The following is a 14102-nucleotide window of genomic DNA, read 5'->3' as shown; positions in this document are numbered from 1 at the left end:
CGTCAGCGCCGGGAAAACGCAAGGCCGGCGGACGTGCCGCGCAATTAATCGGCAGGTAAGCCTTCCGCGCTAGAACTGAGGCATGCGTGCAGAATTTCATCCGTGCGGGCCGTTCTGAATGACCACACCGAGCATCTTCAACAATCTGGTCCGGGGCGAGGACGGCGCCTGGTCGACCGTCTACGGCCCATTTGTTCTCAGGTGCGCGCTGCAACCGGTGTTCCGCCGGCTCTCCCCGAAGGTGCTCGACATCCATTCGTTCCAGGGTCTGGTGCGCGCGGAACGCAATGGCGAGCCCTTCGCGCCGGCGCACTTCTTCCCGCTGGTCGAGCCGAACGACCTCCCGGAAATCGAAAGCCTGCTGCGGACCATCCACATTCTGAATGCCGGCCTGCTGCACAGAAGACGGGCCATGGCCCTCGTCAGCTTCAACCCGGCGCTCTATCCGGACCCGACGCGCCTGCGCGTCGAATTCGACCGCATTCGTCTGGCAAGCCACAGTGCCGGGCTCGAACCCGGCCGCGTCATCTGCGACATCTCCGGCGCATCCGGGATCGAACTTCCGCGGCTGACACGCCACGTCGAGCGCCTCAAGGAAGCCGGCTTCCGCGTTTCGCTCACCGACCATGGCGCCGGCGACACCGACATCGAGCGGGTCCGCACACTGCGGCCCGACTTCGTGCGGCTCGACGGCGACTGGGTGCGCGACTACATGCACAATTCCGCGGGCTTCGCGCTGCTGCGCGTGGTCGTGCGGCAACTCTCCGAGCACGGCACCGAGACGATCCTCGAACGCCTCGAAGAGATCTGGCAGGTCGACCTCTGCGAGGAACTCGGCGTGTCGCTGATGCAAGGCTATGCGCTCGCCAGGCCCGAAATCGCTCCGACGAACTTCAACGCGGAATATCCCGAGATCATCCTTCCGCTCGCCGACCGCCACCCGGACCTGCCGGCCCCGGCGCAGGCGGCGATCCCTGCGACGACCCAGCCCGCCGCGAAGGCGGGGCCCCAGCGGACCACGCCCGTCTTCGGCAAGCGCCGCAGCTGACGACGGCGACCGGCGCACGGCGTTGACGAAGCGTTAAGCCTGCCGCGCAATTGCCGCGGAAAGACACACCGGCGCCACATTCCCGTCCCGGAGATGTCCACAAAGGCGGCGCACTATCCGAATGGATCCGGCAAACAGGACGTCGGCGCCTGCGAAATACCAGCTTCCCATTTCCGACGCCCGTCTACCGTCCGCCGTGTCGGCCGAGCTTCGTGACCGGGAGGCAAGATGCGTCCCCGAGGGCTTCAGTCATGCTGATCGACAACGAAGGAAAGACCGCACGCAAGAGAACGCGTGCGGGTATGACAACCGTTCTTTTCACCGCAGTCCTCCTGCTTCCATCCGGGGTGGGCCTTGCCGGGACGCCCGCGCGCGCCGCCATGCAGGTAACCGTTGCACAGGCGGCTCCCGCGCCTCCGGGGCCGAGCACCCCCGCCCCGCCCTCCGCCGGCATCACCGAGGCGCCGGAGCCCGACATCTCGCCACTCATCACCGGCTCGATCACGCCGGCGGTCCGGGCACAGAGCGCCGGTGTCATGGGGTCGGTCGACCGGCGCCTGCTGATGGCGCTGATGATGATCGGCTTCGTCGGGATGGCATCGGCCAGCGTCTCCCTGTGGCGCCGCAGCATTCGTGATTTCGTCCAGGCAGAGCGGAAACGCCGCGGCCGATAGGGCGCGTCGTCGGCTCGTCGCCGACGACGATCTTGCCAATCTGTCACCGCTCTCCAATATTCGGAATGGAGGAAGCGACAACGGCGGGAATGGGAGGCGTCATGCACATCAGACGATCGTTCGACACACGAATACTCGTAGCGGTCCTGCCGCTGCTCGGCTTCGGCGCTTCCTCCTCTTTCGCCGAGGAGTATCCCTCGCAGAAGGCCGAGCTGGAGGTCACGAAGATCGCCGGCGGCCTCGACCATCCATGGGCCGTCGAAGTCCTGCCGGACGGGGCCTATATCGTCACCGAGCGACCGGGACGCCTGCGGATCATCCGCGACGGCAAGGTCGGCGAGCCGATCTCCGGTCTGCCGAAGGTCTACGCCGAAGGGCAAGGCGGCCTGCTCGATGTCGCCCTCGCGCCCGACTTTTCCCGCAGCCGCAAGCTCTACTTCACCGCTTCCATCCCCGGCCCCGGCGGACAGGGCACGGCACTCTTCAGCGCCACCCTGTCACAGAACGAGGATCGCCTGGACAACCTCACCAGAATCTTCCAGATGAACCGCTTCACGGAGACCGAGGTCCACTTCGGCTCGCGGATCGCCGTCGCCGCCGACGGCAGCCTCTTCTTCGGCATCGGCGAGCGGGGCGAGATGGACCGTGCGCAGGACCCGCGCGACCATGCCGGCTCCATCCTCCACATCGAGCCGGACGGGAGCATCCCGCAGGACAACCCCTTCGCCAGAAGCGAGACGGCCGCCCATGAAATCTGGTCGATCGGCCACCGCAATCCCCAGGGAACCGTCATCGATCCCGCGGACGGAAAGCTCTTCGTGGTCGAGCACGGCGCCCGCGGCGGCGACGAAATCAACGCCGTGACCGCCGGCAAGAACTACGGCTGGCCGGTGATCGCCTACGGCAAGCACTATTCCGGCGCGGAGATCGGTATCGGGCAGGCGGCAGAAGGCTACGAACAACCGATCTACTACTGGGATCCGTCGATCGCGCCGGGCGCCATCGACGTTTATCACGGCAAGATGTTCCTCGAATGGGAGGGAAATTTCCTCGTCGCTGCGCTCAAGTACCAGTTGCTCGCGCGCATCGAGCGCGACGACAGCGGCACTCCCGCCCACGAGGAACGATTGTTCGAGGGGGAATTCGGCAGGCTGAGAGACGTCAAGGTCGCGCCCGACGGTGCGGTGCTGCTGGTGACCGACGAGGACGACGGTGCACTTCTGCGGGTTTCCCGCGCCGGCGCGCCCTGACCCTGGCGGCTTGCCTGCCGCCGGCGCTTGCTGCCCGGGAGACCTCCTGATAACTCTTGCCGCCTTCGAACCTCCCCGAGAGAAAGCCTGTCCGCGATGTCACGAATTCAGGCCAACCTGATCTTGCTGCTTGCCGCCGCCATCTGGGGTGGCGGTTTCGTCGCGCAGTCGAGCGCCATGGACATGCTCGGGCCGAACTGGTTCAACGGCATTCGCTTCGGTCTCGCCTTCCTCGCCGTCGTCCCCTTCGCTTGGCGCGAGGCAAAGAATGCCGCGCGACCGCTGGCAGCCGGCGACATCGGCGCATTCGTGGTTATTGGCGCCGTCCTCTTCGGCGCCCAGACGTTGCAGCAGATCGGCATCAAGACGACGACCGTCACCAATGCGAGCTTCCTCACCGGGCTCTACGTCGTCCTGGTCCCTGCGATCGCGGTGTTGATCCTGCGCCGCAAACCGCATTGGATCATCTGGCCCGCGGCGGCGTTGACGCTCGTCGGCATCCTGCTCCTGAGCGGCGGCTCCCTCTCCGGCCTGACGGACGGCGACCTCCTCATCATGGTCTGCGCCGTGCTCTTCGCCGTCCAGATCACCCTGACGCCGATCGCAGTCGGGAGGAGCGGCAGGCCGCTCGCGCTGGCGGCCCTCCAGTTCGGCGTCTGCGCGCTGGGTGGCAGCCTCGGCGGCGCGATCCTCGAGCCGATCACGGTCGATGCCATAACGGGTTCGCTCACCGAAATCCTCTATGCGGGCCTGCTCTCTTCCGGGCTCGCCTTCGTCCTCCAGATCATCGGTCAGCGCTACACGACGGCGCCGCAGGCGGCGATCTTCCTTTCATCCGAGGCCCTCTTCGGAGCGCTCTTCGGCGCCATCCTGATGGGTGATTCGCTTCCGGTGATCGGCTACGCCGGATGTGCGATCATGTTTGCGGCGATGCTGATGGTTGAACTCGTGCCGGAGCTGACGCGCCGCAGGGTAGCGACCGCCTGAAAAGGTGCGCGTCGGGTATGCGATTCTTGGCACTCCGGCGAAGGAAGTGCTGCCCGCGTGATATAACCCTTTTGGGCTAGCCCGCGAAAACTCGTAAAAATGACGAAGGATTTCAATGAAATCCCATAAAACCTTATGGCTACAATGCGTTGGTCGTCGTCGTCCAAAAAGTTTCGCTTGCCAATCTTTTATAAAGAAAGCACTGTTGCGCCGTTCGGGCAGTTTTACGAGCACGGGAAGACCTTAGAACCAATGCGCTCCGGATGCGCAAAAGATATCCGGGCAGCCGAGCGGCGAAGCGGTCGACAGGACTGGTTCGGCGTTTTTTGGTTGTTTAAGAGGGGTTCCTTTCCTCCTGCGTCAAGACGCGCCTGCACCACTCCGAATTGGGGTGAACTTGCAATGCTGCCCGCGATTTCGGGCAGAGAGAAAAGGACCTGACGCATGGCCGAGACTGGCATTGTAAAATTCTTCAATACCGACAAGGGCTTCGGCTTCATTAAGCCCGACAACGGTGGCGCGGACATCTTCGTCCACATTTCCGCCGTTCAAGCTTCCGGACTGACCGGTCTGAGCGAAAACCAGAAAGTAAGCTTCGACACCGAGCCGGACCGTCGCGGCAAGGGCCCGAAGGCAGTCAACCTGCAGATCGCAGGCTGATCTTCACGACGGCTTTCGTCTTCGCGTAGCGGCCCGGCATAACTGCCGGGTTTTTTTGTTCAGCTTGCGTTCAGGTCGGCTGCGTTAACTATTCCTCATCGTCGGAAAGACAGTGCGACGAGAGTCGCAGACGCAGGAAGGCAACGCCATGACCAAGTTCGCAAAATTCACCCTCTTGTCGGCAGCGGTTGCGACCGTCGTAGTGTCGGCTTCGAGCCCCGCCCTGGCCGGTCATCGCCACCACCGCAATGATGCCGCGATCATCGCAGGCGTCGTCGGACTGGCAGCCGGTGTTGCCGCGGGCAGCGCGCTGGCAAGCCAGCCGCGTTACGTCGAGCCGGACCCGGTCTATGTCGAGCGTCCGCCGGTCTACGTCGAGCCCCAGCCGGCCTATGTGGACGAATATCCGGCGCCCCCCCGCCGCACTTACGTCACCTATGATCTCGAGCCCTGGTCGCCGCAGTGGTACCGCTACTGCTCTGACCGCTACCGCAGCTTCAACCCGCGCTCCGGCACCTATGTCGGCTATGACGGCCGCGAGCACTTCTGCACCGCCGGCTGATCTGCGACCCCAAGTGTTGAATGCCCGATGCGCCGCCTCGCCGGCGCATCGTTCGTTTCGGGAAACCTCAGAGCCCCTGGAGATAGGGGTTTGTGCGGCGTTCCTCGCCGATCCGGCCACCCGGTCCGTGGCCGCAGATGAAGCCGACATCGTCTCCGAGCGGCAGGACCTTGTCCCTGATCGAATTCAGGAGCGTCTGGTGGTCGCCCCCCGGCAGGTCGGTCCGGCCGATCGACCCGTTGAACAGAACGTCGCCGACATGGGCGAAATTCTGCGCCCTGTTGAAGAAGATGACGTGTCCCGGCGCGTGGCCCGGGCAATGGTAGACCTCGAAGACGTGCTCGCCGAAGGAGACCTGGTCGCCATCCCTCAACCAGCGGTCGGGGATCACGTTGCGCACCTGCATCGGCACATTGAACATCAGCGCCTGTTTCTCGAGATTCTGCAGCAAGGGCAGATCGTCCTCGTGGGGACCGACGACCGGAACCCCGAGCGCCTCCCGAAGTTCGTCGGCGCCGCCGGCGTGGTCGATGTGACCGTGCGTCAGCCAGATCTCCCTGATCGTGATGCCGTTGCGCTCAATGGTCTGCCGGATGACATCGACATCGCCGCCGGGATCGATGACGACCCCTTCCTTCGTCTGCGAATCGAAGAGGATGGTGCAATTCTGCTGGAAGGGTGTGACCGGGATGATTCCGGCCTGCAACTGTCCCATGGCGTTCTCTCGAAGCTCCGGTCTCGCGTCTGTTCGCTACGGCGCATAACATGTCTGGCCGGAAACGAAAACCGAAGCCTGCCGGCTCGACACCCTCCTCGCCGTTTGGCGGGCGACCGGATGTCTTCCCCGTTCGCCGAAGGTCCGGAAGCAGCCACCACCGCCACGGCCGCACGAGGCCACCCTCACCCGCGAAACTGTGCGATTCTGCTAATTTCATTGGTGTTTCCGGTGATCTCCGCTTAGTTTTGGCCGCGACATCGGCGCGCCGATGCGAGACCTGCCGGCGGATGCCGGACAGCCGAATGAAAGGAAACGAGAAAGTCATGCGACAGTCTGCGGGCAAGACTGCCAGGAAGGAACTTCCGCAAATGCCGGTCGTCGACGACACGACGATCGATTTCGACACGATCGAACGCCTGTTCTTCGCCTACCGCGATTTCGTTTCGGACCCGGACGCGATCCTCGCCAAGATCGGTTACGGCCGCGCCCATCACCGCGTCGTCTATTTCGTGAGCCGCCGACCGGGCATGACGGTCGCCGACCTCCTCGGCATCCTGCAGATCACCAAGCAGAGCCTTGCCCGCGTGCTGAAGGAACTCATCGATTCCGGCTACATCCGCCAGATCGCCGGTCCGGCGGACCGCCGCCAGCGCAGGCTCTATTCGACCCTTGCCGGCCGGGAACTCGCCCTTGCCCTCTCGCAACCGCAATCACTGCGCATATCACGAGCACTCGAGGGCTTTACCCCCGAGATGAGGGAGGCGGTGAAACGGTTCCTGGAAGGCATGACCCAAACACCGGCAGCCGGCGAGCCGCAGACGTCCGGAGACGAATGAATGGCAAGAAAGAAGACGATTGCTGACGACGCACCGCATCTCCTCGTGGTCGACGACGACACGCGCATTCGTGACCTGCTTCACCGCTACCTGACGGAACAGGGCTTCCGCATCACCGTTGCGGCGGATGCCGGCGAGGCGCGGCGCAAGCTCGAGGGGCTGAATTTCGACCTTCTCGTCCTCGACGTGATGATGCCGGGCGAATCCGGCCTTTCGCTGACGCGCAGCATTGCCGACGAGAAGAGCATTCCGGTGATCCTGCTGACGGCGCGTTCGGAGGCGGAGTCGCGCATCGCCGGCCTCGAAGCGGGCGCCGACGACTATCTCGCCAAGCCCTTCGATCCGCGCGAACTGGTGCTTCGCATCAACAACATCCTGAGGCGCAACACCGTCGCCGATGCGCCGAAGATCGAACAGGTGATGTTCGGCCCCTACACCTTCTCGCTCTCGCGACGGGAACTGAAGAAGGCGTCGGAACTCATTCGCCTGACCGACCGCGAGCAGGAAATCATGGTGCTCTTCGCCAGCCGTGCCGGCGACACCATCCCGCGGCACGAACTTGTCGGCAACGACACCGAGGTCGGCGAGCGGACGATCGACGTACAGATCAACCGGCTGCGCCGCAAGATCGAGGACGACCCGGCCAACCCGGCCTGGCTGCAGACGGTGCGCGGCATCGGCTACCGCCTCAGCATGGACTAGGCGAACGCCGGACAGCACCACGACGGTAAAGGACATCATGGCTCTGTTCGACACCATCCGGCGAGATCACGAACGCCCCGGCGGCAGCGGCTACCGGGCGTTCTCGCGCTGGCTGCGGCACCGGCTGCCGACAGGGCTCTATGCGCGGTCGCTGCTGATCATCATCCTGCCGATGCTGATTCTGCAGACGGTGCTCGCCTTCGTCTTCATGGAACGCCACTGGCAGATGGTAACGGATCGCCTTTCGGCGGCCGTGACGCGCGACATCGCCTCGATCATCGAGTTCATCGAACTTTATCCGGGCGAGCAGGACCTTGAAAACATCGTCCGCATCGCCCGCGAGAAGATGAACCTCACCATTTCGCTGGAACCGGGCGGCGAACTGCCCGCACCGCGCCCGAAACCCTTCTTCTCCATCCTCGACCAGATCCTGAGCGACCAGATCGAAAACCAGATTCACCGGCCCTTCTGGATCGACACGGTGGGAGATTCCCGTCTGGTGGAAATCCGCATCAAGCTCGAGGAGCGCACGCTCCGCATCTTCGCCCGGCGCAACCAGGCCTATGCCTCGAACACCCACATCTTCCTCGTCTGGATGGTCGGGACCTCGCTGGTGCTGATCGTCATCTCGATCCTGTTCCTGCGCGGACAGATCCGCCCGATCCTGGCGCTCGCCCGCGCCGCCGAGAGTTTCGGCAAGGGCCAGAAGGCCGAGAACTTCGTTCCGCGCGGCGCCGACGAGGTCCGCCGTGCCGGTCTCGCCTTCATCCTGATGCGCGAGCGCATCGAACGCCAGATGGAGCAGCGCACCGCCATGCTGACCGGCGTCAGCCACGACCTGCGCACGATCCTCACCCGCTTCAAGCTGCAGCTTGCGCTCGCGGGCGACAATCCCGAACTCGAAAGCATGAACAAGGATGTCGAGGACATGCAGTCCATGCTCGAAGGCTACATGGCCTTCGCGCGCGGCGAGGCGGAGGAGGATGTCGGCTCGCTGCAGCTCAGCACGCTGTTCGAAAAACTGCGCAACGACTTCGCCCGCGAAGGCAAGGCGCTCTCCTATACGATCGAGGGTGAGGACGACGTCATCATGCGCCCGAACGCCTTTGCCCGGCTCGTCGGCAATCTCGCCTCGAACGCCGGCCGCTACGCACATCGCCTCGACATCGAGGCGAAGCACAGCGCCAAATGGCTGACGATCACCTTCGACGATGATGGGCCGGGGATTGCCCCGGAGATGCGGGAGGAGGTGTTCAAACCTTTCTTCCGGCTGGACAGCGCGCGCAATCTCGACTCTTCGGGAACGGGACTCGGCCTCGCGATCGCCCTCGACATCGCCCGCAGCCACGGCGGCAACATCACCCTCGGCGACAGCCCGCTCGGTGGCCTTCGGGCGACGGTGCGCGTTCCGGCATAATCAAACGGCAAGGGGCAGACGCATGACGATCGGCAACTGGAACGGCATGAGCTGGTTCAATCCGCCTCCTCTGCTCGAGATCGCGGCCGGCGATCTGCGGCTAGCGACGGGTGACCGGACCGATTTCTGGCAGCGGACCTATTACGGCTTCCGTCGTGACAATGGCCATTTCCTTCACCGCCGCCGCGACGGCGATTTCACCATGGAGACGGCCTTCACCGGCCGCTACGAGGCTCTATACGATCAGGCCGGCCTGATGCTGCGCCACGACGCGGAGAACTGGATGAAATGCGGTGTCGAGTTTACCGACGGCTGCCGCCATTTCAGCACGGTCGTGACCGTCGCCGGCCGTTCGGACTGGTCGGCCTTCGCCTTGCCCGACGGAAATGGTCCGGTGGAAGCCCGCGTCACCCGTCTCGCGGATGCGCTGTTCGTGCAGTACCGGCTCTCGGAACCGGATACCTGGAAAATGGCACGACTCGGCTACTTTCCGCCGGAACTGAAATCGCTGGAGGTCGGCGTGACCGCCTGCTCGCCGCAGAGAGCCGGCTTCGAAGTCACCTTTCACCGCTTCGTGCTCACGGACCCGCTCAGCCGCGACATCCACTGAGGCCGGACGGCCTCACATCAGCTTGCGGCCGTTCGGTACGGATCGTTCGACGGCGGCGAGCACGATGGCGCCGGTTTCGTCCTCGAAGCCGAGGGTCAGCACTTCCGAGCGGAAGGGGCCGATCTGGCGTGGCGGGAAATTGACGACACCGAGAACCTGACGGCCGACGAGCTCGGCTGCGCCATAGTGCACGGTGATCTGGGCGGAGGATTTCTTCACGCCGATCCCGGGGCCGAAGTCGATCTTGAGCTTCCAGGCCGGCTTGCGGGCCTCGGGAAACGGCTCGACCTCGATGATCGTGCCGACGCGGATGTCGACCTTCTCGAAATCGCTGTAGCTGATCAGTTCGCTGGTTCCCTCTGCCTCGCTCATTCGGCGAGCTCCTCGGCGCGCTTGCGGGCGGCCTCGACCGCCCGGTCGAAGAGCGGCTGCATGCCGTCGTCGGCCATCAGGACGGAAAGTGCGGCCGCCGTCGTGCCGCCCGGCGAGGTGACGTTCTGCCTCAGACGCTGAGCGTCGTCTGGGGACTGGTGAAGCAGTTCACCAGCCCCCGAGACAGTCTCCCGTGCAAGGCGCATGGCGAGGTCCGCCGGCAGGCCCGCTTTGCGACCTGCCTCAGCCATGCATTCCACGAGATAGAAGACATAGGCCGGGCCGCTGCCCGAGAGCGCGGTAACGGCATTGATGTCGGCTTCGGAGGATACCCATTCGACCGGGCCGGAAACCTTGAGCAGGCCGTCGACGACCTGCCGCTGCGCCTCGCTTACCCCGGCATTGGCGAAAGCGCCGGTGATGCCGCGGCCGACCATGGCCGGCGTGTTCGGCATGGCGCGCACCATCGGCGCGGCGCCGAGATGGCTCTCCATGAAGGAGAGCGTCTTGCCGGCCGCGACCGAGACCACGACCGTTTCCGGGCCGACCAGTGACTTCAGCGGCGGCAGTACCGCACCCATGACCTGCGGCTTGACCGCAAGGAACAGGATGCCGACCGAAAGCCCCTGCGGCACCTCGCTGGTATAGGTGGCGCCCGCTTCCCGGATCCGCGCCAGCATGGCCTCGGACGGACCGGGATCGATGACCGTGATCGAGGAACCCGGAATGCCGCTTTTCAGCCATCCCGCCAGCATGGCACCGCCCATGTTGCCGGCGCCGACGAGGACGATGTTGCCGGTCGCAGCCATGGATCAGGCCTCTCCGGCGGTTTCGAAGAGCACCGCGTCCATGGCGCTCTTGGCGTCCATGCCCGACCACACGACGAACTGGAAGGCCTGGAAATAGGCTTCGCACGCGTCGATCGCGCTCGAAAGCAGGACCTCGACCTGACGGTTGGTCGGCTCGGCGCCGCCGGCGAGCAGCAGCGACTGGCGGAAGATGATGACATCCTCCTGCCGCCACAGGTCGAAATGCCCCATCAGCACCTGGCCGTTGATGTAGGAGAGGAGCCGGATGACCTCGTTGACACGGGAGTCGGGAATGCGGATGTCGAAGGCGCTGGCGAGATGAAGCGCCTCGAACTCTTCCATCCAGGAGAACGAGACGTGGTAGTCCGCCCATCGCCCCTCAACCGTCATGGCGATTTCGTCTTCGCCCGAGCGCTCGAACGACCAGTCGTTGTTGGCTGCAACGAACTCGATCATGTCAACCGGATTGGACTGACGTTCAAATTCCATTTCCATAAGGCTCATGCAGCACCTTCTTGACCGGAGCGAAAGGCGACAATTCGCGTGGTGGCACACAAACGAACAGACATCATCCTGCCGGAAACAACACTGGGAATGATTCCCCCGCGACCATCAGGACACCATAGGCACCCTGCCCGAAACTTGTGATGGCCCGTTTCGAATCATCATTTAAAATCAGTGTATAATGGCGAAGTCGAAGTACCAGCCCAGAAATGCGTTTCGGCCGACGGGACTGTGGACAGGTTCGGTTCCACAATATCGGCAAGTAGACTTAAACGACTCTGCCGATTGGCTTTTCGGCCGCTGTCCACATGTGGACAACGAGGACGATTATTTTCGCTTGCAGCGACAGGCGAATCCGGCCGTCGGCGTTTCTTTCCGCAAAAGCACCCGTCGAAATGCGACCGCCGCCGAATCCCGCTGGAAGTTCGGTGACTTCCGGAGATTCGGCGGCGGTGTTGATCGTCGGTCGTGAAGGAGCCGAACGGCTCACTTGTCCTTGGCGTCGAGCCGTGCCTCGAGGGCCGCGATGCGGGCGAGCAGCGCGTCGTTTTCCTCGCGCGCCTTCACCGCCATTTCCCGGACGGCCTCGAATTCCTCGCGCTTCACCACATCCATGCTGTTCAGCCAGCGCTCGGCCTGCGCATGGAAGGCGGTCTCCATTTCCTTGCGAACGCCCTGGGCGGCGCCGGCAGCATCGGTCATCAGCTTGGCGAATTCGTCCAGAATGCGGTTCGGTCCAGTGGACATCGGGATCGGCTCCTCTTTCGCAGTCGACGCCGTCCGCCGGCGCCCTTGTTCATGGGTTTGAGGTAGGCATTTGCCGGGAGCGATGCAAGCCATAATCTTGCCGGGAGGGTCGGGCAGCTTGCCGGCCGTCCAGAATCCATCTTGACCGTCCCATTTCAGAACGCCATTTTCCGCCGACAATAACGAAGGTTCAACCGTGCAGTCAGCCGCCGCCCTGCTTTCCATCGTCAGCTTCCCGGCAATCGATCCCGTGGCCATCGCCATCGGGCCGATCGCAATCCGCTGGTATGGCCTCGCCTACGTCGCCGGCATCATGCTCGGCTGGTTCGTCGCCCGCCGCATGCTCGCCAACACGGCGCTCTGGCCGAACGGTACGCCCCCCTGCACGGCCGCACACCTCGACGACTTCCTCGTCTGGGTCGCGCTCGGCATCGTGCTCGGCGGCCGCATCGGCTACATCCTCTTCTACGATCTCGAAGCGGTGCTCGCCGAACCCGTGCGCGCCATCCAGATCTGGAACGGCGGCATGTCCTTCCACGGCGGCTTCCTCGGCGCGACCACGGCGATGATCCTGTTTTCCCGCCGCCACGCGATCCCGCTCTGGAGCCTCTTCGACATCGTTGCGAGCGTCGCGCCGATCGGCATCTTCTTCGGGCGGCTCGCCAATTTCATCAACGGCGAGCTCTGGGGCCGCATAACCGACGTTCCCTGGGCGATGGTTTTCCCGACCGGCGGCCCGATGCCGCGCCATCCGAGCCAGCTCTACGAGGCGGCCCTCGAAGGCCTCCTCCTGTTCATCGTCCTGCAAATCCTCGCACGCGCCTTCAAGGCGCTGCGCAGGCCCGGAACGGTGACCGGCGCCTTCGTCGCGCTCTATGCCCTCGCCCGCATTCTGGTCGAGTTCTTCCGCGAGCCCGATGTGCAGATCGGCTATCTTGCCGGCAACTGGCTGACCATGGGAATGGTGCTGTCCCTGCCCATGCTGGTGGCCGGGCTCTGGGCAATCCTTCGCGCGCGCCGAGCGAGCGGCCGTTGACAAAACGAGAGGCGTTGACGTGACCACACCGCTTGCCACCAAGATCAAGGCGCTTATCCGTGCGAACGGCCCGATCAGCGTCACCGACTATTTCGCGCTCTGCCTCGCCGATCCGGAACACGGTTACTACAAGACCCGCAATCCCTTCGGCAGCGATGGCGACTTCGTGACCGCACCCGAGGTCAGCCAGCTTTTCGGCGAGATGCTCGGCGTCTTCATGGTGCTGGCCTGGCGCCGCCACGGCGAGCCGCAGCCGGTGCGCTTCGTCGAGGTCGGCCCCGGCCGCGGCACGATGATGTCGGACATGCTGCGGGTGATCGCCCGCATCGCGCCCGCGCTCTACGAGGCGGCGACCGTCCATCTGGTCGAAACCAGCGGACGCCTTCGCGAGGTGCAGAGGAAGACACTCGCCGGCCATGAGGACAGGATCGCCTGGCACGAGAGCTTCGACGAAGTCCCCGCGGGTTTCGTCCTCGTCGCGGCAAACGAACTCTTCGACGCGATCCCGATCCGCCAGTTCGTGAAGACCCCCACCGGCTTTCGCGAGCGCATGGTCGGCCTCGACGCCGACGACGAACTGACCTTTGCCGTCGGCGTCTCGGGCATAGACCCCGCTCTGTTGCCGACGGCCGGCAACCTGCCGCCGGACGGCACCATTTTCGAGATCGCCCCCGCCCGCCAGGCGGTTCTGGAAACGATGTGCGACAGACTGCGCACCTCCGGAGGCACGGCCTTGATCATCGATTACGGCCATATGGCCACGGCCTACGGCGACACCCTGCAGGCGGTGCTCGCTCATGAATTCGATCCGCCGCTCGCCCATCCGGGCATGGCCGACCTGACGAGCCATGTCGACTTCGAGCAGCTTGCGATCACCGCGAGCGCCGCGGGCGTGCACGTCAACGGCTGCATGCACCAGGGCGATTTCCTCGTCGGCCTCGGGATCGAGGAACGCGCATCCGCGCTCGGCCGCGGCAAAGATACCAAGACCCAGACGGAGATCGTGCAGGCGGTCGAGCGGCTGGCCGGCGCCGGTGAAGGGCGGATGGGCGAGCTCTTCAAGGTTCTCGCGCTTTCGAGCCCCGCCGTGCCGCTTCCCCCCTTCAAGCCTGCGGATTGACAGAGGCGGCGGGCTTGGGTCACCATCCCGCCAAATCCGGCAGGGGCAGA

At 64.4% G+C, this 14102-nt stretch carries 17 protein-coding genes; 12 read left to right on the top strand and 5 right to left on the bottom strand.

Annotation, left to right across the window (positions count from 1 at the left end; genetic code table 11):
* Positions 1-118 precede the first annotated feature (118 nt).
* The 6 genes from DFR48_RS01350 (at position 119) to DFR48_RS01325 (ending at position 5181) form a co-directional block, all read left to right on the top strand.
* Positions 119-1048 (top strand): EAL domain-containing protein, encoded by a 930-nt coding sequence (locus DFR48_RS01350; protein ID WP_114361358.1) that lies wholly within the window; start codon positions 119-121, stop codon positions 1046-1048.
* Positions 1049-1350: 302 nt separating this feature from the next.
* Positions 1351-1722: a hypothetical protein gene (locus tag DFR48_RS01345; RefSeq protein WP_147273497.1), complete on the top strand. Its 372-nt coding sequence runs from the start codon at positions 1351-1353 to the stop codon at positions 1720-1722.
* A gap of 101 nt (positions 1723-1823) precedes the next feature.
* Entirely contained in the window at positions 1824-2972 is a 1149-nt protein-coding gene (locus DFR48_RS01340; RefSeq protein WP_114361802.1) for a PQQ-dependent sugar dehydrogenase, read from the top strand.
* 96 nt (positions 2973-3068) lie between these two features.
* Complete coding sequence (locus DFR48_RS01335) at positions 3069-3959, top strand: DMT family transporter (protein ID WP_114361356.1); 891 nt, start codon at positions 3069-3071, stop codon at positions 3957-3959.
* Between the two features lie 444 nt (positions 3960-4403).
* Positions 4404-4619, top strand: a complete 216-nt coding sequence (locus DFR48_RS01330; RefSeq protein ID WP_112690789.1) for a cold-shock protein — start codon at positions 4404-4406, stop codon at positions 4617-4619.
* Between the two features lie 148 nt (positions 4620-4767).
* Entirely contained in the window at positions 4768-5181 is a 414-nt protein-coding gene (locus tag DFR48_RS01325; RefSeq protein ID WP_114361355.1) for a BA14K family protein, read from the top strand.
* Between the two features lie 67 nt (positions 5182-5248).
* Here the strand turns inward: DFR48_RS01325 and DFR48_RS01320 are convergent, their stop codons facing one another.
* Positions 5249-5896, bottom strand: coding sequence for an MBL fold metallo-hydrolase (locus tag DFR48_RS01320; RefSeq protein ID WP_114361354.1), 648 nt, complete (start codon positions 5894-5896; stop codon positions 5249-5251).
* Between the two features lie 326 nt (positions 5897-6222).
* Here DFR48_RS01320 and DFR48_RS01315 point away from each other — a divergent pair, with 326 nt between their 5' ends.
* The 4 genes from DFR48_RS01315 to DFR48_RS01300 are packed head-to-tail and all read left to right on the top strand — an operon-like array spanning position 6223 to position 9464.
* Positions 6223-6735, top strand: a complete 513-nt coding sequence (locus DFR48_RS01315) for a MarR family winged helix-turn-helix transcriptional regulator (protein ID WP_114361353.1) — start codon at positions 6223-6225, stop codon at positions 6733-6735.
* Positions 6736-7437: a response regulator gene (locus DFR48_RS01310; RefSeq protein ID WP_114361352.1), complete on the top strand. Its 702-nt coding sequence runs from the start codon at positions 6736-6738 to the stop codon at positions 7435-7437. It abuts the gene before it with no gap.
* A gap of 37 nt (positions 7438-7474) precedes the next feature.
* A complete protein-coding gene (locus DFR48_RS01305; protein ID WP_114361351.1) occupies positions 7475-8854 on the top strand; it encodes an ATP-binding protein in 1380 nt (459 codons plus the stop codon).
* Positions 8855-8876: 22 nt separating this feature from the next.
* Entirely contained in the window at positions 8877-9464 is a 588-nt protein-coding gene (locus DFR48_RS01300; protein WP_114361350.1) for a DUF1349 domain-containing protein, read from the top strand.
* 12 nt (positions 9465-9476) lie between these two features.
* On the opposite strand, the gene DFR48_RS01295 is transcribed toward DFR48_RS01300, so the two are convergent.
* From DFR48_RS01295 to DFR48_RS01275, 4 genes are all read right to left on the bottom strand, one after another.
* Entirely contained in the window at positions 9477-9836 is a 360-nt protein-coding gene (locus DFR48_RS01295; protein WP_114361349.1) for a tRNA-binding protein, read from the bottom strand.
* Positions 9833-10645, bottom strand: a complete 813-nt coding sequence (gene proC, locus DFR48_RS01290) for a pyrroline-5-carboxylate reductase (RefSeq protein WP_114361348.1) — start codon at positions 10643-10645, stop codon at positions 9833-9835. Before proC ends, DFR48_RS01295 begins: the two co-directional genes overlap by 4 nt.
* A gap of 3 nt (positions 10646-10648) precedes the next feature.
* Complete coding sequence (locus tag DFR48_RS01285; RefSeq protein ID WP_112690798.1) at positions 10649-11149, bottom strand: type III secretion system chaperone family protein; 501 nt, start codon at positions 11147-11149, stop codon at positions 10649-10651.
* Between the two features lie 486 nt (positions 11150-11635).
* Positions 11636-11896: an accessory factor UbiK family protein gene (locus DFR48_RS01275; RefSeq protein ID WP_114361346.1), complete on the bottom strand. Its 261-nt coding sequence runs from the start codon at positions 11894-11896 to the stop codon at positions 11636-11638.
* A 196-nt stretch (positions 11897-12092) separates the two neighbouring features.
* On the opposite strand from DFR48_RS01275, the gene lgt reads away from it, so the two are divergent.
* Positions 12093-12932 (top strand): prolipoprotein diacylglyceryl transferase, encoded by an 840-nt coding sequence (gene lgt / locus DFR48_RS01270; RefSeq protein ID WP_114361345.1) that lies wholly within the window; start codon positions 12093-12095, stop codon positions 12930-12932.
* Between the two features lie 19 nt (positions 12933-12951).
* Entirely contained in the window at positions 12952-14052 is a 1101-nt protein-coding gene (locus DFR48_RS01265; RefSeq protein WP_114361344.1) for a class I SAM-dependent methyltransferase, read from the top strand.
* The last annotated feature ends 50 nt before the right edge of the window (positions 14053-14102 follow it).

It is taken from the genome of Ciceribacter lividus (genome assembly GCF_003337715.1).
Classification (GTDB): domain Bacteria; phylum Pseudomonadota; class Alphaproteobacteria; order Rhizobiales; family Rhizobiaceae; genus Allorhizobium; species Allorhizobium lividum.
This window is presented reverse-complemented; position numbering and strand designations above follow the sequence as displayed.

Excerpts from the sequence above, each read along its gene's own strand:
- DFR48_RS01350 (WP_114361358.1), top strand. The coding sequence starts at position 119 with ATGACCACACCGAGCATCTTCAACAATCTGGTCCGGGGCGAGGACGGC.
- DFR48_RS01345 (WP_147273497.1), top strand. The coding sequence starts at position 1,351 with ATGACAACCGTTCTTTTCACCGCAGTCCTCCTGCTTCCATCCGGGGTG.
- DFR48_RS01340 (WP_114361802.1), top strand. The coding sequence starts at position 1,824 with ATGCACATCAGACGATCGTTCGACACACGAATACTCGTAGCGGTCCTG.
- DFR48_RS01335 (WP_114361356.1), top strand. The coding sequence starts at position 3,069 with ATGTCACGAATTCAGGCCAACCTGATCTTGCTGCTTGCCGCCGCCATC.
- DFR48_RS01330 (WP_112690789.1), top strand. The coding sequence starts at position 4,404 with ATGGCCGAGACTGGCATTGTAAAATTCTTCAATACCGACAAGGGCTTC.
- DFR48_RS01325 (WP_114361355.1), top strand. The coding sequence starts at position 4,768 with ATGACCAAGTTCGCAAAATTCACCCTCTTGTCGGCAGCGGTTGCGACC.
- DFR48_RS01320 (WP_114361354.1), bottom strand. The coding sequence starts at position 5,896 with ATGGGACAGTTGCAGGCCGGAATCATCCCGGTCACACCCTTCCAGCAG.
- DFR48_RS01315 (WP_114361353.1), top strand. The coding sequence starts at position 6,223 with ATGCGACAGTCTGCGGGCAAGACTGCCAGGAAGGAACTTCCGCAAATG.
- DFR48_RS01310 (WP_114361352.1), top strand. The coding sequence starts at position 6,736 with ATGGCAAGAAAGAAGACGATTGCTGACGACGCACCGCATCTCCTCGTG.
- DFR48_RS01305 (WP_114361351.1), top strand. The coding sequence starts at position 7,475 with ATGGCTCTGTTCGACACCATCCGGCGAGATCACGAACGCCCCGGCGGC.
- DFR48_RS01300 (WP_114361350.1), top strand. The coding sequence starts at position 8,877 with ATGACGATCGGCAACTGGAACGGCATGAGCTGGTTCAATCCGCCTCCT.
- DFR48_RS01295 (WP_114361349.1), bottom strand. The coding sequence starts at position 9,836 with ATGAGCGAGGCAGAGGGAACCAGCGAACTGATCAGCTACAGCGATTTC.
- proC (WP_114361348.1), bottom strand. The coding sequence starts at position 10,645 with ATGGCTGCGACCGGCAACATCGTCCTCGTCGGCGCCGGCAACATGGGC.
- DFR48_RS01285 (WP_112690798.1), bottom strand. The coding sequence starts at position 11,149 with ATGAGCCTTATGGAAATGGAATTTGAACGTCAGTCCAATCCGGTTGAC.
- DFR48_RS01275 (WP_114361346.1), bottom strand. The coding sequence starts at position 11,896 with ATGTCCACTGGACCGAACCGCATTCTGGACGAATTCGCCAAGCTGATG.